The following is an 18,062-nucleotide window of genomic DNA, read 5'->3' as shown; positions in this document are numbered from 1 at the left end:
CCAGAACATGTTTAAGAATTTACCTTTCGAATGGCTGGTGGGACTGCGCTACACGCGCGCCGGCAAGCGCAGTTCGCGCAACAGCTTCATCTCCTTTATTTCGCTGATCTCCATGGGCGGCATCGCGCTGGGCGTGGCGGCGCTGATCATCGTGCTGTCGGTGATGAACGGCTTCCAGAAGGAAGTCACCGGCCGCATGCTGTCCGTGCTGGCGCACATCGAAGTGTTCGATACCGAAGGCAAGGGCATGCCGGACTGGGAGCAGCAGGCCAAAAACGCCTTCCGCAACCCGGAGGTGAAAGGCGCCGCGCCGTTCGTGGAGACACAGGCCATGCTGCAGCACGGCGGCGACAACCTGCGTCCGGCCATCGTGCGCGGCGTGCTGCCGGAGCAGGAGCCGAACGTGTCGGATGTGGCCAGGCACACCAAGTACGGCGACTTCAACGCACTGCGCCAGGGCGAATTCAATATCGTGCTGGGCATCGACCTGGCGCGCGCGCTGCAGGTAAACCTGGGCGACAAGGTGACCATGGCGCTGGCCCAGGGCACGGTGACGCCGGCTGGCATCGTGCCGCGCATGCGTTCTTTCACCGTCACCGGCATCTTCCAGGCCGGACACGCGGAGTTCGACGGCGGCCTGGCCTTCATCCATATCGTGGACGCTGAAAAGATGCTGCGCCTGTCTGCTCCGGCCGGCCTGCGCCTGCGCCTGGCGGACATGCACCGCGCGCCGCAGGTGGCGGAAGAGCTGAAGAAGATCATGCCCGCCGGGCTGGAGATGCGCGACTGGTCCAAGCTCAACGCCAACTGGTTCGCGGCGGTGCAGACCGAGAAGCGCATGATGTTCATTATCCTGGCGCTGATCGTGGCGGTGGCCGCGTTCAACCTGGTGTCCACGCTGGTGATGACGGTGACGGACAAGCAGCCCGACATCGCCATCCTGCGCACGCTGGGCGCTTCGCCGCAGTCCATCATGCGCATCTTCGTCATCCAGGGCGCGCTGGTGGGCATCATGGGCGCGGCGCTGGGCGTGGCCGGCGGCGTGCTGGTGGCCTTGAATATCGATGTGATCGTGCCGTTTATTGAATCAACTTTGGGAGTGCAGTTCTTGTCTAAGGATATCTACTACATCAGCACCGTGCCTTCGGACATGCGCTGGCCGGACGTTACCAAGATCGGCGTGGTGGCGGTGGCGCTGGCCTTCCTGGCCACCATCTATCCGAGCTGGTGGGCCGCCCGTGTAAAACCTGCGGAGGCGCTGCGCTATGAATGACCAATCCATCGTCCTTTCCTGCCGTGGGCTGGGCAAGACCTTCACCCAAGGCTCGTACTCGGTGCAGGTATTGAACGGCATCGATATCGACGTGCGGCGCGGCGAGCGGGTGGCCATCGTCGGCGCCTCCGGTTCCGGCAAGTCCACCTTGCTGCACCTTCTGGGCGGGCTGGACACGCCGAGCGCCGGCAGCGTCACCCTGCTGGGCAAGGATTTTGCCACGCTGGGCGAACGCGAACGCGGCGACCTGCGCAACCAGTCGCTCGGCTTCGTCTACCAGTTCCACCACCTGCTGCCGGAGTTCTCGGCGCTGGACAACGTGGCCATGCCGCTGATGATACGGCGCGTGAAGCGCTCGCAAGCGCAGGACGAAGCGCAGAAGGTGCTGACCCGCGTGAACCTGGCCAAGCGCGTCACGCACGTGCCGGGCGAACTGTCGGGCGGCGAGCGCCAGCGCGTGGCCCTGGCGCGCGCGCTGGTGACGCAGCCTGCCTGCGTGCTGGCCGACGAACCGACCGGCAACCTGGATCACAGCACGGCGGAACAGATTTTCGATTTGATGCTGGAGCTGTCGCGTACCCTGGGCACGGCTTTCGTCATCGTGACGCACGACCCCGAACTGGCGCGCCGCTGCGACCGCGTGCTGCGCCTGACCGATGAAGGTCTGCACCCGGAGAAGTAATCATGTGGATAGACACGCACTGCCATCTGGACGCGCGCGAGTACGGCGGCGCTTCGCTGGACGTGGCGCGCCAGGCGGCAGAGCAGGGCGTGGCCATGATTGTGATTCCCGCCATCGACCGGCATAACCTGGCCGTCGTGGCGGGACTGGGCACGCAGGCCCCGAACGCCTGCTACGGGCTGGGCATCCATCCGATTTGCGTGCCCAAGTCCACCGACGACGACCTGGCCGCGCTGCGCGCCCGGGTCGAAGCATCGATGGACGACCCGCGTTTCGTGGCCATCGGCGAGATCGGGCTGGACTTCTTCATTCCCGAGCTGGCCGAGCCGGCCATGCGCGACAAGCAGGTGCACTTTCTGCGCGAACAGCTGCGGATAGCGCGCGACTTCAACCTGCCGGTGCTGACGCACGTGCGCAAGTCGCAGGACCAGGTACTCAAGCACGTCCGCCAGATCACGCCCAACGGCGGCATCGCGCACGCCTTCAACGGCAGCTTCCAGCAGGCGCAGGGCTATATCGACGTGGGCTTCAAGCTGGGCTTCGGCGGCAACATGACCTTCACGCGCGCCCTGCAGATACGGCGCCTGGCGGCCGAGCTGCCGCTGTCTTCCATCGTGCTGGAGACGGATGCGCCGGACATTTCACCGGCCTGGGTCCACCCCGGCGTGAATACGCCGCAGCAGATCCCGCGCATAGGCGAAGTACTGGCCGAGCTGCGCGGCATTAGTGTGGACGAGGTCCGCATCGCCACCGGTGCCAATGCACGCGCCATCCTGCCCCGGATGTCCAGCCTTCTGGAAGCCTGAACCGCCCGGTCGAACGGGCTTAGTGCCCGACGATCGCTTCCGTTACTTCCTTGGCGGCGACTGCAGTCGCTTCTTGCTGGGCATCGACCAGTTTTGTGAAGGCGCGCTGCTGGATCGCGGCGGCGTTTTCAGTGAGGGCCGTCATGCATGATTGCGATGCGTCTATCCAAGCGCGCGCGGCATGCTCCTGGATGATGCGGACTGAGCTCGCCCACAATTCCTGATTGGTGTGTTCGAACGCGCGCTGGTACACGGAAAAGACAGGCTCCCAGATATTGCCGGCGAATGGATTGGAAAGCAGGGTAGGCGGGGTGAAACTCGGGAAGTAAGCAAACATGGGTTTCCTTAGTAAATGAAAGGGACCGACTGGCTTGTGCGGCGCACAAAACCAGTATATTGTGCGCGGATTTTCCGTGGCGTCCGGTTCAGCTTGAACGAAGTTTGACGGCGCGTAGTACGGCCTGCCCGGGGCGCCGCGATAATTTCAGGATGCGATGCGCGATCCTGGGTTTTGTCGGCGGTGCGGCGTGGCTGCAGATGCAGGCCGCGTTGCCCGCCCATGTGCACGCTGCGCTGGCGGCCAGCGTTGCCTGTGCGGCGGCCTGTGCGGTGGCGCTGGCCCGTGTGCAGCACCGGCTGACCCGGCGTACGAGTTGGCTGCGGCATGGCCTGGCGCTGTGCGCGGGCGCGGCCATCGGCTTCTACTGGGCAGCGCTGCTGGCGCAGGCCGCGCTGTCACCGGAACTGGCCAAGGTCGACGAAGGGCGTGATGTCACGCTCATCGGCACGATCGACAACTTGCCCAACCGCTTCGATGGCGGCGTGCGCTTCAACTTCGCCGTGGAGCAAGTCGAGCTGCGCGCCATGCGGGTGCCGCCGCGTATCGCGCTGTCCTGGTACGCCGGCTACCGGGGCGAGGCGGCGCCGGTCGGCGACGTGCAGCCCGGCCAGCGCTGGCGCCTCAGCGTGCGCCTGCAGCGCCCGCACGGCAACGCCAATCCCTATGGATTCGATTACGAACTCTGGCTGCTGGAGCAGGGCGTGCGCGCCACCGGCTATGTGCGGCAGGACGGCCGCAACCAGCGCCTGGCGCCGTTCGCCCTCAGCTTTGGCAACGTGGTGGAACGCTGCAGGGCAGTGCTACGCGACCGCATCCTGCGCGCGCTGGAAGGCAAGGAGTACGCGGGCGTGATCGTGGCGCTGGTGGTGGGCGACCAGCGCGGCATACCGCAGTCGGACTGGCAGGTGTTCAACCGTACCGGCATCAGCCATCTGATCAGCATCTCCGGCCTGCACATCACCATGATCGCAGGCTTGTTCGCGCTGGCAGCGTCGGCGCTGTGGCGGCGCTCATTCTTCACACGCGCGCAGTTGCCGCTGCTCCTGCCGGCGCCGAAGGTGGCGGCGCTGGCAGGCATGCTGGCGGCGCTGTGCTATGTGCTGCTGGCCGGTTTTGGCGTGCCGGCGGGGCTTATACGTTGCGCAACACTCGATTTATAAAAGAAGCCGAAGATTTTGTTGGGATACTTATCCATCTAGTGCGCTGTCGCTAGATGAAAGTTTACTGTGGCAGATCAACAACGTTTTGCCCAAGCTGTTCGATTCTTTTCCAGCAGTAGATTTGCCCGCGAACTGAGAAAGCTATCACGTACTCGTGAGTACACCTCCGTAGGCGATTGCCAAAGGGCTCTAGGGGGGCAAGGAGGGCGAGGCTGAGGTTTTGTTTTTGGGCCGGCAATATACGTCTTCCGAAACGACGAGGCAGGTTGGAATGCGAGTGAATAAGCAAGGATGCTTAAGCGCCCAGCTGTTCACCTGCTTTGCGCTAAAGTCACGGCTGTTGCGCCATAGAATGCGCTGCTGGAATTCTCAACGTATTTACTCGGGTTTGACGGAAGAACCCAAGTTGCCACCAACAACAATCTTCCTGTTGAGGCTGGCGCGAGATTTATGCGATCTCTCGCCGCCTTGATGGCTTTCATAGCTCGCTCGCCGGGCTCGCCAGGCAGTCGTTGTGCACCGCCAAGGAGCAAGACTAGGGTATTAGATTGGTTGTGCATGACGTCCGCTAGGGTGTCTGCCAGGGTCAATTCGCCCATCCCACTGGCCGGAGCACATTCGCCCCCGCATCGTGCGCGAAGCAGCTGAGCGAGGCGCGGTAGCCCATTTCTAACCATGATATTCGCCGCATCGATCACTTCCACGAGCATCCCGCCGGCCTCCAACATTGGAGCTAGGTCCCAAAAAAATTGAGAGGACTCTTCGTTGGAACTAACCTGAACGAACACGCCGGAAGCCAGCCCGCCGTCGATTGCCCCTGGAAACAGCAATTGATCCGCTAGCTGACGCGCATTTAGAGATGGATTTTTCATGTGTTGTCGTGACTGCCTACGTATTGGAAAACACTACACCGTATTCCCGCGCGCGACTAGGTAGCGCAGCAGTCGAGGCAATTGTAATAGTGCTCGAATTGCTTCATGATGACCTCATTGAGGTCGAGGGTGGTATGAAAATTACTATCACTATTGATGACGAACTGTATTATAAGGCCCTTGAATTTACCGATTCCCCATGAATAAGGCCGATCTGTTCCACGAGGCAGTTAGGACGTTCTTCTAGGTGCGCTCTGCCAAGCGACTTAACGCTTTGGTTGGTATGATGCCAGCTATAGAGGACGTACCTCTATACCGTGGTGATACGTCGTAATAGTCCAAGTGGCGTTGTCCGGATCGTTCTCGATTATCAATACCTTCATCTGCTGCGGGAATCCCAATTAGTCTGCTTTGAATAAAAGTTGGAGTGTCGTACGCATTTTGTTTTAAACGATACCGTAGAGGAAATTGAGTGTGTCCAGCGGTGCCTTCGCGCATCCGGACCATGACGACGAACCACAGCAGACCATCAAGCTCAATGCCAGCAGCTCCGCCAGCGGCGTGATGGTGTACCTGACCGACAAAGGCGCGAAGGTTCCGACCGCCGGCGCGTCAGGCAAGCTGGTGTGGTTCAAGGGAGAAGCCGCGCTGCAGCCGGTGGCCGACAATGGCATGGAGGCCAAGGGTGCCAAACCGCCAGTAGGCAGCAAAATGCAGGCAAGCATCACCTTTGCCGATAAAACCGTCTTCATCGGCGACGTCGCCGTAAAATAAGCGGCTCCGGGCCTGCCTGAGCGCAGGCCCCACCCAGCATTTTCTCCCAATTTCGGATCATGTTATGCATATAGGCGTCATCTACGCATTGCTCGCCGCCGTCTTGTTCGGCGCCAGCACTCCATTCGCCAAGACCCTGGTCGGTCAAATGCCGCCCGTGGCCCTGGCCGGCATGCTGTATCTCGGCAGCGGCATCGGCCTGCTGATCTGCTATGGGGTGCGCGCGATCGTCAAGCGCAACGACCTGGACCAGCCGGTCGAGCTGACCCGCCGTGACGCGCCCTGGTTCGCCGGCGCGGTCGCCGCCGGCGGGGTGGCCGGGCCGCTGCTGCTGATGGTAGGACTGACCAGCATCTCCGCTTCGGCCGCCTCGCTGCTGCTCAATATGGAGGGGGTACTGACCTCGATGCTGGCCTGGTTCGTGTTCAAGGAGAATTTCGACCGCCGCATCTTCATCGGCATGCTGCTTATCGTCGCGGCCGGCGTCCTGCTGTCGTGGGACCAGGCGCCCGCCATCGGATTGCCGTGGGGTGCGATCGCCATCATCGGTGCGTGCCTGTGCTGGGGCATCGACAACAACCTGACGCGCAAGGTATCGGCCAGCGACCCGCTGCAAATCGCCGGAACCAAAGGCTTGGTGGCCGGATCGGTCAATCTGACGATCGGCCTGGCGCTGGGGGCGACGATTCCAGCGGCACCCACGGTATTGCTGGCGGGCGTGGTCGGCTTTTGCGGCTACGGCCTGAGCCTGGTGCTGTTCGTACTCGCGCTGCGCCATCTGGGCACGGCCCGCACGGGCGCTTATTTCTCTGCCGCGCCGTTTGCCGGCGCCGCGCTGTCGCTGCTGATGCTGGGCGAGGTGCCCGGAGCCTTGTTCTGGATCGCGGCGGCGTTGATGGGCGGTGGTATCTGGTTGCACTTGACGGAGTCCCACGCCCACGAGCATGAGCACCTGCCAATGTCGCACGCGCATATGCACAGCCACGACGATCACCATCAGCACGAGCATGACTTTGAATGGGATGGCGTCGAGCCGCACGCGCATGCACACCAGCATGCACCGCTGCGGCACAGCCACCCACACTATCCGGACATCCATCATCGCCATGAGCACTGAGATATAGTTTTGTAGAGATAGCGATAAATTTTGTAGTAAACGCGACTTAGCACTAAGCTAAGCGTATGACTACATCAATTTCCATCTGGCTGGCATTAATTGTCAGCCTGCCAACCAATAGCGCGACGGCCCGCATGCGTATTTGGCGCACGCTCAAGAGCCTTGGCTGCTGCGCCTTGCGCGACGGCGCCTACCTCCTTCCTGACCAGGGTTCGCTACGCCGGCAACTGGACGAGCTGGCGGCCGAAACCATCCGGGAAGGCGGCACCGCCTGGCTGCTGACGGTGCAAGCCGACTCGGACGAGCAGGGACGCATGTACCAGGCGCTGTTTGGACGGGGCGAGGACTACGCGGCCTTTTCCAAAGTGCTGCTGGCCGCCCGCCAGGAGTTCGCCAGCGCGACACCCGCCGATCTCAATCGCTCGTTACGCAAACTAAGGCGCGACTACGAGGTGATCCGCGCCATCGATTATTTCCCCGACGAGACGAGTGCGAGCACAGAAACCGCATGGCTAGACTTCGTCACTGCGGCGGAAGCCGTGCTGTCGCCGGGCGAACCGCAAGCCGTAGACGGCGCGATCGCGCTGCTCGACCGCGCTAGTTATCAAGCCCGCACCTGGGCCACCCGGCGTCATCTCTGGGTGGACAGGGCGGCTAGCGCCTGGCTGATCAAGCGCTTCATCGATCCGCAGTGCAGCTTCCTTTGGCTCGATAGCCCGGTGGACTGTCCGGCCGATGCGCTCGGCTTCGACTTCGACCAGGCCACCTTTACCCATGTCGGGGAACGCGTCACGTTTGAAGTGCTGCGGGCCAGCTTCGGGCTGGACAACGACAAGGGGCTGATGGGCCTGGGCGCCATGGTACACGCGCTCGACGTGGGCGGCAGCTTCGTGCCGGAAGCGGCCGGGTTCGAGGCCATGTTGGGCGGCGTACGCCAGCGCGTTTCCGATGACGACCATCTGATGCGGGAAATCGGCGCTGTACTGGATTTACTCTACCTCCACTTCTCCGGCGAGTCGCAGCCGGCGCGTGGCAAAAATAAGGAAATCACATGAGCGCCCAGGTATCAACACCGGAACGGGCCATCTACACCATGTGGCAGATGGTGCTCTACATGCTGCGACTGGGCACGTTGGGATTCGGCGGCCCCGTCGCGCTGGTTGGCTATATGCACCGCGACCTGGTGGAGGAGCGCAAGTGGATCAGCGAAGCCGACTACAAGGAAGGCCTGGCGCTGGCGCAGATGGCTCCCGGTCCGCTGGCGGCGCAACTGGGCATTTACATGGGCTACGTTCACTATCGCATCGTTGGCGCCACGCTGGCGGGGCTGGCGTTCGTGCTGCCCTCGTTCCTGATGGTGGTGGTGCTGGGCTGGGCTTATGTGCGTTTTGGCGGCCTGTCGTGGATGCAGGCGGTGTTCTACGGCGTTGGGGCGGGGGTGATCGCCATTATCGCCATCAGCGCCCGCAAGCTGACTATCAAGAGCGTGGGCCAGGACAAACTGCTGTGGGCCATCTACCTGCTGCTGGTCGTCGTGACAGTCGTGACCGAATCTGAAGTGGCCTGGCTGTTCATCGCCTCGGGCATGTTGGTCTGGCTGCTGCGCGCACCGCCGAAATGGTTAGGGAAGGGCAGCATGCCGGCGATCGCAATGGCGCAAGCCCCGGCCATGCCTGCCGTGGCAGCCGGCTTCGACCTGTCGCTGTTGACACAGATCGGCATCTTCTTCGCCAAGGCAGGCGCCTTCGTGTTCGGTTCCGGCCTTGCCATCGTGCCGTTCCTGTATGGCGGCGTGGTGACGGAGCACCACTGGCTTAACGACAAGCAGTTCGTCGACGCGGTGGCGGTGGCGATGATCACGCCCGGCCCGGTGGTGATCACGGTCGGCTTCATCGGCTACCTGATCGCCGGCCTGCCGGGCGCCTCGGTGGCGGCGCTGGCCACTTTCCTGCCTTGCTACCTGTTCACCGTCCTGCCCGCGCCGTATTTCAAGAAGTACGGCAAGCTGCCCGGCGTGGTGGCTTTTGTCGACGGTATCACGGCGGCGGCAGTGGGCGCGATCACCGGATCGGTCATCGTGATCGCCCGTCGCTCGATTGTCGATTTGCCGACACTGGCGATCGCATTGGTGGCGGTCGTCTTGCTGTTGAAGTTCAAGAAATTGCAGGAGCCGGTGGTCGTCGCGGCAGCAGCCGCAGCGGGGCTGGTGATCTATCCGCTGCTGCACCATTAACCCACTACGAGGAAGAACGCCATGTCAGCAACACGCCGTCAGTTCATACAAGCCTCCGCCGCCGCTGGCGCCGGAATCGTCGCCGCACAGCTGCCAGAGGCAGCCGCTAAACAGGGGAGTCGTACCATGGACCAGTTGACCGATGCCAGTGGCAAGTATGCGGTTGCGGCGCTGCCGTTTGCATACGACGCGCTGGAGCCGGTGATCGACGCCAAAACCGTTGAGCTGCACTACAACTTCCACCACAAGCCCGCGGCGGCCGCGGCCAACAAGGCCGAGGAGGCATTGGCCAAGGCGCGCGACAGCGGCGACTTCGCCCTGGTCAAGCACTACGAAAAGGAGTTGGCCTTCCAGCTATCGAGCCACATCCTGCACACCATTTACTGGAGCAATCTGTCCGGCAAAGGCGGCGTGCCGAAAGGTGAGCTGGCCAAGGCGATCACGGCCGAATTCGGTTCCTACGACAAATTCAAGGCCCATCTGATCGCCGCCAGCACCACGGTCGAGGCATCCGGCTGGGGCATGCTGGGCTACCACGCCGGCACCAAAAAGTTGATGGTGCTGCAGTGCGAGAACCATCAAAAACTGACCGCCTGGGGCGTGCAACCGTTGCTGCTGCTGGATGTGTTCGAACACGCCTACTACCTGAAGTATCAGAATCGCCGCGCCGAGTATCTGAACAACCTCTTCAATATCATCAACTGGGACAACGTGGCCGAACGCTACGACGCAGCGCGCGTCTGAGGAGAATATGATGAAGTGGATTACCCGTGAGCGGACGAAGATCGACCGCATCGCCTGCCCCTGGCTGATCAGCCGCTTTATCGATCCACACGCCCAATTCCTGTACGTGCCGGCGCAGGAAGTGCTGCAGCGCGCCGCGAGCGACGGCGCCATTCCCTACGACAATCCCGGCGTTGAACTCGGCTACGAAGGGGAGCTGTGCAGCTTCGATGCCTTCCTGAAGAAGTATGCGCTGGAGGAGCCGGCACTGCAGCAGGTCGCGCTGATCGTGCGCGGCGCCGATACCAGCCGCCTGGATCTGACGCCGCAGTCTGCCGGACTGTTTGCCCTGTCCTTAGGCCTGTCGAAGATCTACAGCGACGACCACGAAATGCTCCGGCATGGCATGGTCATGTACGACGCGCTCTACGCCTGGTGCCAGTCGTGCCAGGCGGAGGCGCACAACTGGCCGCCGAAGATGGATTAACCATGCGTGCCATCCTCCTCCCTTCGTCGTACTGGCGCTGCCGCTATTGTTGGCGGCAGCCACGCCGTTGCCGGTGAGCGTGGTCGCGGATATCCCGCTGCCGGGCCGTACCACGCGCTGGGATTATGCCAGTCTGGACTCCCTCACGCACCGCCTTTCCAAGCGTGTTCAGTGCGCGTTTTTTGAGACGGTCGATCACAATGGTGTCCCCGAAGGCGACGCGCGCGAGCACGAATTCTGGATGCTCGTCCGACGCTATCGCATCAGCTCCTTGATCATCAGCGCGTGTACTTCATCGCCCAGAAACGCGCGCACGCCTACCGCTGTGCGCAACGAAAAAGGGGCGGCGAAGCTCGTTTCCTTAGAATCCGTTCCAAAACAGACATGGATATCATTTTTATCCCACCTAGAACAAGATGTTAGCGAGGGTTGACCTTCCCACTGTTGGAAGCATTATATTGCGTGTAAGGATTGGTGCTCTGGTCCGACCGATGCGATACAATGGGACTAATTCGCTCCTGCAAAATCCGACAGTCCATTTGATCCTATATACGCTAATTGAACGATAAATAGCATTTCCTTTATGAAGACTTCTCGTCTCGGGCGCTTTCTGACGGCCATCGTCGCTATCCTCAGCATGCTGTATATGCAGCTTGCCGTGGCGGCGTATGCGTGCCCAGGGATGCCAGGAGGAGGTCAAATTACCGCGACATCGGCTCAAGCTACGGTGGCCGACATGTCGAACTGCCAAGGCATGGATGCGGCGCAGCCGGCGCTCTGCCATCTATACGGACATGGCGAGCCCTCTAAGCAGTCGCTCGATAAAACCCCAGTGTCTGACGTGCCACCGTTCGTGCCGGTCGCGCTGGTATTGGACTTGCAGTTCTTCGACGTAGCATCAGTTTCTGATGCCAAGCCTTACCTACAGGTCGCTTTGACGCGAACGACCGCCCCGCCTATCGCAATCCGAAATTGCTGTTTCCGCATTTAATTCCCCAGACTGCCTAGTTCGTCATCGCATCGTCAAAACTGGCGAGCGCGGTGCTGTCCGTCGCATTCTGGAGGAACCATGTCATCCCCGTTATTCGTGCATTTCAATGCGCGCTCGCCCCGTCTTCACATGTTGTCGACGACCGCGCTCGTGCTCTCGTTACTCACCGCCGTCCATCTTGCGCTGGCGGCGCCGCTACCGCTCACGCTGGGTGAGGCACAGCGGCAAGCTGTCGCCCGTTCGCGCCAGCTAAGTGCGCAAGATCAAGCAACCACCGCCGCACACGAAATGGCGGTCGCGGCGGGCCAACTGCCCGACCCCGTCCTCAAGGTCGGCATCGACAATCTGCCCGTCAGCGGCTCCGACCGTCTCAGTCTAGGTAGTGATTTCATGACCATGCGCCGTGTCGGCATTTCGCAGGAATTGACGCGTGCCGACAAACTGCATTGGCGCTCCACGCGCCTTGAACGTGAAGCCGACAAGGCGCAGGCACAAAAGGACGTCGCCTTGGCGGCGATCCAGCGCGATACCGCGATCTCTTGGTTAGATGTGTACTACACCGAACAGATGGCTGATGCCGTTGCCAAGCAAGCAGCCCTGTCGCGCCAGGAAATCGAGGCTGCCGAGGCCATCTACCGTGGCGGACGCGGCAGCCAGGCTGACATCCTAGCGGCCCGCTCCGCCTTGCTCACGCTTGATGACCGAGGAAGCGAAATTGGACGGCGGCTTCGCGTTGCGCAAACCATGCTGGCCCGGTGGACCGGCAGCGCGGTTGCCGTGGTTGGGGCGCCCGACATCGACAGCATCCGTCTGGATCTGGCTTCGCTTGACAGCGACCTGGCCCACCACCCGCAGATCGCGGTATTGAACAGGCAGGAAGACATCGCGCAAGCGGACGTCAATCTGGCCCAGGCGAATCGGCGAACAGACTGGAGCGTGGAGGTCGCGTTCCAACAACGTGGCTCGGCCTATTCGAACATGGTATCGATCGGCATTTCGGTGCCACTGCAGTGGGACAGGAAGAATCGGCAGGACCGCGAACTGGCCGCCAGGCTCGCGATGGTCGAACAGACCAAGGCCGAGCGCGATGAGATGCTGCGAGACCATGTTGCTGGGACTCGCGCCCTGATCGTTGAGTGGCAGAGCGGTAAGGAGCGGGTGTCCCGGTACAAACGTGAAGTGTTGCCGCTGGCCGGCGAACGCAGCCAGGCAGTGCTCGCCGCTTACCGGGGCGGAAAGGCGACGTTGGCCGAGGTGCTGGCGGCAAGACGCAGCGAGACGGAGGCACGTATGCAGGCGCTACAGCTTGAGCTCGATACCGCGCGGCTGTGGGCACAACTGAACTTCCTCTTGCCAGAGGGCGGAACCGGACAGCATGCCGCCATGAACAATCGACAGGAATCAAAATGAAGAACAAGAAAAAAATACTCGTGCTGTTGGTCGCTATAGCCGTCGCCACCGGCGGATACGCCGCCTACCGATTTGGCGTACAACAGGGGATGAAAGCCATACCCGCCAATGACGGAGCGACAGCAGCCGCTCCTGGCGGGATCGGTAAGAAGCCACTCTACTGGCATGATCCGATGGTCCCTGGCCAGAAGTTCGACAAGCCCGGGAAATCGCCTTTCATGGATATGCAACTGGTGCCAGTCTATGGCGGTACCGATGGCGACGACGGCAGTGTCACCATCAGCCCTCGGGTCCAGCAGAATCTGGGCGTACGGACGGCGATTGTCACTACCGGCAAGCTGTCCTCAGGTGTGGTGGCGGTCGGCAGCGTCGCGTACAACGAGCGCGACGTAGCGCTGGTCCAGGCTCGCAGCAACGGGTTTATCGAGCGCTTGTACGTGCGCGCTCAGCTTGATCAAGTCAAGCAGGGGCAGCCACTGGCGGAAATGTACGTACCCGACTGGATTGCGGCGCAGGAGGAGTACCTGGCGGCCAGGCGTATGCAAGGCGGCGACACCGCATCGCTGGTCGACGGCGCCCGCCAGCGCATGCGGCTGGCCGGCATGACCGACGCACAGATCCGCTTGGTTGAATCGAGCGGCAAGGTACATCCCCGCACCACTATTTCCGCTCCCGTCAGCGGCGTCATCGCGGAGCTCGGCGCCCGCGAAGGCATGACCGTGGCGTCTGGGGCGCAGCTGTTCCGCATCAACGGCCTTTCCACCGTCTGGGTGAATGCGGACGTGCCCGAGAGCCTAGCGGCCCAAGTGCGGCCTGGTGACACAGTCGAGGCGCGCGCGGCGGCGCTGCCGGGAAGTATCTTCAAGGGCAAGGTCGGCGCGATATTGCCAGAAGTGAGCACCGCAACGCGCACGCTTAAAGCACGTATCGAACTGACGAACCCCGGTGGGCAACTGATTCCCGGCATGTTCGCTACGATCACCTTCGCGTCCAACCGAGGCGCCGACGTCTCGCTGGTGCCATCGGAGGCGGTGATCCAGACCGGCACGCGCAGCGTTGTGGTCCTGGCCAAGGAAGGTGGGAAATTCCAGTCGGTAGACGTAGAACTTGGTGGTGAAAGTAGCGGCTTTTACGAGGTTCGCAAGGGTCTGACCGCCGGGCAAAAAGTCGTTTTGTCAGGCCAGTTCCTTCTCGATTCAGAGGCCAGCCTGAAGGGAACGACGACCCGGATGGGGGATGCCCAGGCTCCCGGTTCAAACCCGGAGGTGCCACTCCATCACGGCGAAGGCAAAGTGGAGCGTATCGACAAGGACGAGATCACCATTTCCCATGGCCCGATAGCCACGCTGCAATGGGGCGCGATGACGATGGGGTTCAAGGTGCCGGCGGCAGGCCTGCCGCGCAATGTCGGATTGGGCGACCGCGTCGCGTTCGACATCAAGTCGCGCCAGGACGGTGTTTTTGAGATCGTCGCCATTTCGCCAATCGCGGACGCTCCTGCCGCCAACGACAAAGGCATGGGCAGTATGACAAAGCCCAAGGCGCCAGAGGGAGTGAAGAAATGATCGCGAAACTGATTCGCTGGTCGATCACAAACCGCTTTCTGGTCTTGCTTGCGACCGTGTTTATCGCCGCTTGGGGGGTATGGTCGCTGGCGCGCACACCGCTCGACGCTATCCCAGACCTGTCCGATGTGCAGGTCATCATCCGTACGACCTATCCGGGACAGGCGCCGCAGATCGTCGAGAACCAGGTGACCTATCCGCTGACCACCACCATGCTGTCGGTGCCGGGGGCGAAAACTGTGCGCGGTTATTCCTTCTTCGGCGATTCCTTCGTCTATATCCTGTTCGAGGACGGCACCGATCCTTATTGGGCCAGGTCGCGCGTGCTTGAATACCTGAACCAGGTGCAATCCCGTCTGCCGGCGCAGGCGAAGACCGCGCTCGGTCCTGATGCTACCGGCGTGGGCTGGATTTACGAATATGCGTTGGTCGATCGCAGCGGCAAACTCGACCTGTCGCAGCTGCGCGCCTTCCAGGACTGGTTCCTGAAGTTCGAGCTCAAGGCGGTCCCGAATGTCTCCGAGGTGGCCAGCGTAGGCGGCATGGTACGCCAGTATCAGATCGTGCTCGATCCCGACAAACTGCGCGCCTATTCCATCCCGCACGGCAAGGTGATTGAGGCAGTGCAGCGCGCCAATCAGGAAACCGGTGGCTCCGTAATGGAGCTCGGCGAGGCTGAGTACATGGTGCGCGCGTCCGGCTATTTGCAGTCGCTCGACGACTTCCGGAAGATTCCGCTGATGACCACGGAAGCAGGAGTGTCGGTGCGCTTGGGTGACGTGGCACGCGTCCAGCTGGGACCGGAAATGCGCCGTGGTATCGCTGACTTCAACGGCGAGGGCGAAGTCGCTGGTGGCGTGATTGTCATGCGCTCCGGGAAGAACGCATTAGAAACCATCGAGGCTGTCAAGGCCAAACTGGCTAAGCTTAAATCGAGTCTACCGGCCGGCGTGGAGATCGTACCTGTGTATGACCGCTCCAACCTGATCAAACGCGCGGTCGACAATCTAGAGCACAAACTGATCGAGGAATTCATCGTCGTCGCGGTGGTCTGCGCCATCTTCCTGTTCCATATCCGCTCGGCGCTGGTGGCTATCGTATCGCTGCCGCTGGGGATACTGATTGCCTACATCGTGATGTCCTACCAAGGGGTGAATGCCAACATCATGTCGTTGGGCGGCATTGCGATTGCCATCGGCGCCATGGTCGATGCGGCAGTCGTGATGATCGAGAACGCCCACAAGCATATCGAGGCGTGGAATCACGCCCATCCAGGCCAGAAGCTGGCCGGGGATGCCCAATGGACGGTGATTGGCGATGCGGCGGCCGAAGTCGGCCCGGCGCTGTTCTTCTCGCTGCTGATCATCGTGCTGTCCTTCATTCCGGTGTTCACGCTGGAGGCGCAGGAGGGTCGTCTGTTCGCACCGCTGGCCTTCACGAAAACCTATGCGATGGCGGCGGCGGCCGGCTTGGCGGTGACGCTGATCCCGGTGTTGATGGGCTACCTGATTCGTGGGCGCATCCCGGACGAACAGAAAAACCCGCTGAACCGGTGGTTGATCGCGCTTTACCGTCCCTTGCTGGAAATCGTGCTGCGACGTCCCAAAGCCACGCTGGTGGCGGCCGGCACGATTGCGCTCCTGACGATCTGGCCGATGTCGCGCCTGGGCGGTGAATTCATGCCGCCGTTGGATGAGGGCGACCTGCTGTACATGCCATCCGCTTTGCCGGGCATCGGTGCGGGCAAGGTGGCGCAGTTGCTGCAGCAGACCGACCGGCTGATCAAGACCGTGCCGGAGGTGCAAAGTGTGTTCGGCAAGGCGGGCAGGGCAGAGTCCGCCACCGATCCGGCGCCGCTGGAGATGTTCGAGACGACGATTCAGTTCAAGCCGCGCGACCAATGGCGACCCGGCATGACTACTGACAAACTAGTCGAAGAACTCGACCGCATCGTTAAAGTGCCGGGGCTGTCCAACATCTGGGTGCCGCCGATCCGCAATCGCATTGACATGCTGGCCACTGGCATCAAGAGTCCGGTCGGCGTGAAGGTGGCCGGCGTGAACCTGCAGGAGATCGACCGCATCACCGGGGAGATTGAACGGGTCGTCAAAGGCGTGCCAGGCGTGTCCTCGGCGCTCGCCGAACGGCTCAACGGCGGACGATACGTCGATATCCATATTGACCGCGACGCGGCGGCACGCTATGGCCTGAATATCGCCGACGTGCAGAGCATCGTGTCGAGCGCCATCGGCGGCGATAACATCGGCGAGACGGTCGAAGGCCTGCAACGCTTTCCGATCAATGTACGCTACCCGCGCGAGGTGCGCGACTCGGTCGAGAAGTTGCGCGAACTGCCGATACTGACCGAGCGCGGCGCGCAAATACGACTGGGCGATGTGGCCACGATACGCATCAATGACGGTCCTCCGATGCTTAAGAGCGAGAACGCGCGCCTGTCGGGCTGGGTCTACGTGGACATCCGGGGGCGGGACCTCAGCTCTGCCGTTCACGAAATGCAGGAGGTCGTTGCCAAACAGGTGAAGCTGCCGGCCGGCTATTCGGTGTCTTGGTCTGGTCAGTTCGAATACCTGGAGCGCGCGACGGCAAAGCTCAAGATCGTCGTTCCTGCGACACTGCTCATCATCTTCGTGCTGCTGTATCTGACCTTTAAGCGCGTCGATGAAGCAGCGTTGATCATGGCGACCCTTCCGTTCGCGCTGGCCGGTGGCATCTGGCTGCTGTGGGCATTGGGACATAACCTGTCGGTCGCCAGCGGCGTTGGCTTCATTGCCCTGGCGGGCGTATCTGCAGAATTCGGCGTAATCATGCTGCTTTATCTAAAGCATGCGTGGGAGGCCCGGCTGACGAAAGGCTCACCAGACGAGGCTGATCTGCTGGACGCTATACGCGAAGGCGCCGTGCTGCGTGTTCGACCGAAAGCAATGACGGTCGCCGTGATCATCGCCGGCCTGGTTCCAGTGATGATCGGAACGGGCACCGGGTCCGAAGTCATGCAGCGTATCGCGGCGCCGATGGTGGGCGGCATGATCACCGCACCCTTGCTGTCGATGTTCGTGGTGCCGGCTGTCTATTTGCTGATCCGACGCAGGTCTATTCGCGCTGCGGTCGCAGCGACGACAAGGAGCGATCAGCTATGAAGCGAATCGTCGCGTTGCGCACCGCAAGATACATCGTGTTTTGTCTGCAGTGCCTGTTCCTATTGGCCGGAGCGCCGTTGACCAGCGCCGCGCAGGGGGTGCCAGGCCAGATGGAATTGCGGAGCATGCGTCCGGCAGACGCGGTGTCGCGGAATATGCCGGGAATGGGTTGCCGGTCGTTCGCCTTCTGCTGCCTGGCGCCGCCGGTCCCGGTACGGGTATCTGGCAGTTCAGAGCGATTGGAGCCCGAGAAAGTCATAACAGAGTATCTGCTTGATGCCGACAGAGATACCTTTGCCGTGGCGCTGCGAATGGCGTCTTCGCCTACGGTGGCGCTGCGTGTGATGTATTGCTGTTGGCGAAACTAGATAGCTATCGCACTGCACCGATCCAATTTGATATGAGGTGTCGCCATGAACATGCTAAGACCAGCTTTATCGATGCTCGCTGTCGCGTTTGCGCTCTCCGCAT

General features: G+C 61.7%; 17 protein-coding genes and 1 pseudogene. 16 read left to right on the top strand and 2 right to left on the bottom strand.

The genetic code is table 11. The features are described 5' to 3' along the window. Positions 1-7: 7 nt before the first annotated feature. The 3 genes from ACFJI2_RS13860 to ACFJI2_RS13850 are packed head-to-tail and all read left to right on the top strand — an operon-like array spanning position 8 to position 2,761. Positions 8-1,273, top strand: coding sequence for a lipoprotein-releasing ABC transporter permease subunit (locus ACFJI2_RS13860; protein WP_107869277.1), 1,266 nt, complete (start codon positions 8-10; stop codon positions 1,271-1,273). Then, a complete protein-coding gene (gene lolD, locus ACFJI2_RS13855) occupies positions 1,266-1,955 on the top strand; it encodes a lipoprotein-releasing ABC transporter ATP-binding protein LolD (protein ID WP_107868608.1) in 690 nt (229 codons plus the stop codon). Before ACFJI2_RS13860 ends, lolD begins: the two co-directional genes overlap by 8 nt. A gap of 2 nt (positions 1,956-1,957) precedes the next feature. Further along, positions 1,958-2,761 carry a TatD family hydrolase gene (locus tag ACFJI2_RS13850; RefSeq protein WP_377705546.1) on the top strand — a complete coding sequence of 268 codons (804 nt, stop codon included), beginning with the start codon at positions 1,958-1,960 and terminating at the stop codon, positions 2,759-2,761. A gap of 19 nt (positions 2,762-2,780) precedes the next feature. On the opposite strand, the gene ACFJI2_RS13845 is transcribed toward ACFJI2_RS13850, so the two are convergent. Continuing rightward, entirely contained in the window at positions 2,781-3,098 is a 318-nt protein-coding gene (locus ACFJI2_RS13845; RefSeq protein WP_377705544.1) for a hypothetical protein, read from the bottom strand. A gap of 152 nt (positions 3,099-3,250) precedes the next feature. Here ACFJI2_RS13845 and ACFJI2_RS13840 point away from each other — a divergent pair, with 152 nt between their 5' ends. Beyond that, complete coding sequence (locus ACFJI2_RS13840; RefSeq protein WP_377705543.1) at positions 3,251-4,261, top strand: ComEC/Rec2 family competence protein; 1,011 nt, start codon at positions 3,251-3,253, stop codon at positions 4,259-4,261. A 311-nt stretch (positions 4,262-4,572) separates the two neighbouring features. Here ACFJI2_RS13840 and ACFJI2_RS13835 read toward each other — a convergent pair whose 3' ends face one another. Next, on the bottom strand, positions 4,573-5,133 hold the full coding sequence (locus tag ACFJI2_RS13835) for a hypothetical protein (RefSeq protein ID WP_377705542.1): 561 nt from the start codon (positions 5,131-5,133) through the stop codon (positions 4,573-4,575). A gap of 474 nt (positions 5,134-5,607) precedes the next feature. On the opposite strand from ACFJI2_RS13835, the gene ACFJI2_RS13830 reads away from it, so the two are divergent. From ACFJI2_RS13830 to ACFJI2_RS13775, 12 genes and pseudogenes are all read left to right on the top strand, one after another. After that, a complete protein-coding gene (locus ACFJI2_RS13830; RefSeq protein ID WP_377705541.1) occupies positions 5,608-5,907 on the top strand; it encodes a hypothetical protein in 300 nt (99 codons plus the stop codon). A gap of 64 nt (positions 5,908-5,971) precedes the next feature. Continuing rightward, positions 5,972-7,024 carry a DMT family transporter gene (locus tag ACFJI2_RS13825; RefSeq protein ID WP_377705540.1) on the top strand — a complete coding sequence of 351 codons (1,053 nt, stop codon included), beginning with the start codon at positions 5,972-5,974 and terminating at the stop codon, positions 7,022-7,024. A gap of 65 nt (positions 7,025-7,089) precedes the next feature. Continuing rightward, entirely contained in the window at positions 7,090-8,079 is a 990-nt protein-coding gene (locus ACFJI2_RS13820) for a chromate resistance protein ChrB domain-containing protein (RefSeq protein ID WP_377705539.1), read from the top strand. Then, positions 8,076-9,257, top strand: coding sequence for a chromate transporter (locus ACFJI2_RS13815; protein ID WP_377705538.1), 1,182 nt, complete (start codon positions 8,076-8,078; stop codon positions 9,255-9,257). Before ACFJI2_RS13820 ends, ACFJI2_RS13815 begins: the two co-directional genes overlap by 4 nt. A gap of 21 nt (positions 9,258-9,278) precedes the next feature. After that, a pseudogene (locus ACFJI2_RS13810) lies at positions 9,279-9,344 on the top strand (twin-arginine translocation signal domain-containing protein); the annotation flags it as partial. A gap of 39 nt (positions 9,345-9,383) precedes the next feature. Next, positions 9,384-10,001: a superoxide dismutase gene (locus tag ACFJI2_RS13805; RefSeq protein WP_377705835.1), complete on the top strand. Its 618-nt coding sequence runs from the start codon at positions 9,384-9,386 to the stop codon at positions 9,999-10,001. 10 nt (positions 10,002-10,011) lie between these two features. Further along, complete coding sequence (locus ACFJI2_RS13800) at positions 10,012-10,467, top strand: chromate resistance protein ChrB domain-containing protein (RefSeq protein ID WP_377705834.1); 456 nt, start codon at positions 10,012-10,014, stop codon at positions 10,465-10,467. Positions 10,468-10,516: 49 nt separating this feature from the next. Beyond that, positions 10,517-10,900: a hypothetical protein gene (locus ACFJI2_RS13795; protein WP_377705537.1), complete on the top strand. Its 384-nt coding sequence runs from the start codon at positions 10,517-10,519 to the stop codon at positions 10,898-10,900. A gap of 150 nt (positions 10,901-11,050) precedes the next feature. Then, entirely contained in the window at positions 11,051-11,458 is a 408-nt protein-coding gene (locus tag ACFJI2_RS13790) for a hypothetical protein (RefSeq protein WP_377705536.1), read from the top strand. Positions 11,459-11,536: 78 nt separating this feature from the next. Further along, a complete protein-coding gene (locus ACFJI2_RS13785; protein ID WP_377705535.1) occupies positions 11,537-12,868 on the top strand; it encodes a TolC family protein in 1,332 nt (443 codons plus the stop codon). After that, positions 12,865-14,433: an efflux RND transporter periplasmic adaptor subunit gene (locus ACFJI2_RS13780; RefSeq protein ID WP_377705534.1), complete on the top strand. Its 1,569-nt coding sequence runs from the start codon at positions 12,865-12,867 to the stop codon at positions 14,431-14,433. Before ACFJI2_RS13785 ends, ACFJI2_RS13780 begins: the two co-directional genes overlap by 4 nt. Then, positions 14,430-17,591 (top strand): efflux RND transporter permease subunit, encoded by a 3,162-nt coding sequence (locus tag ACFJI2_RS13775; protein WP_377705533.1) that lies wholly within the window; start codon positions 14,430-14,432, stop codon positions 17,589-17,591. Before ACFJI2_RS13780 ends, ACFJI2_RS13775 begins: the two co-directional genes overlap by 4 nt. Positions 17,592-18,062: the final 471 nt, after the last annotated feature.

The sequence above is a fragment of the Pseudoduganella sp. UC29_71 genome, from assembly GCF_042693265.1.
GTDB lineage: Bacteria > Pseudomonadota > Gammaproteobacteria > Burkholderiales > Burkholderiaceae_D > Rugamonas.
Note: the sequence above shows the minus strand (reverse complement) of the source record. Positions and strands in the feature narration are given on the sequence as shown.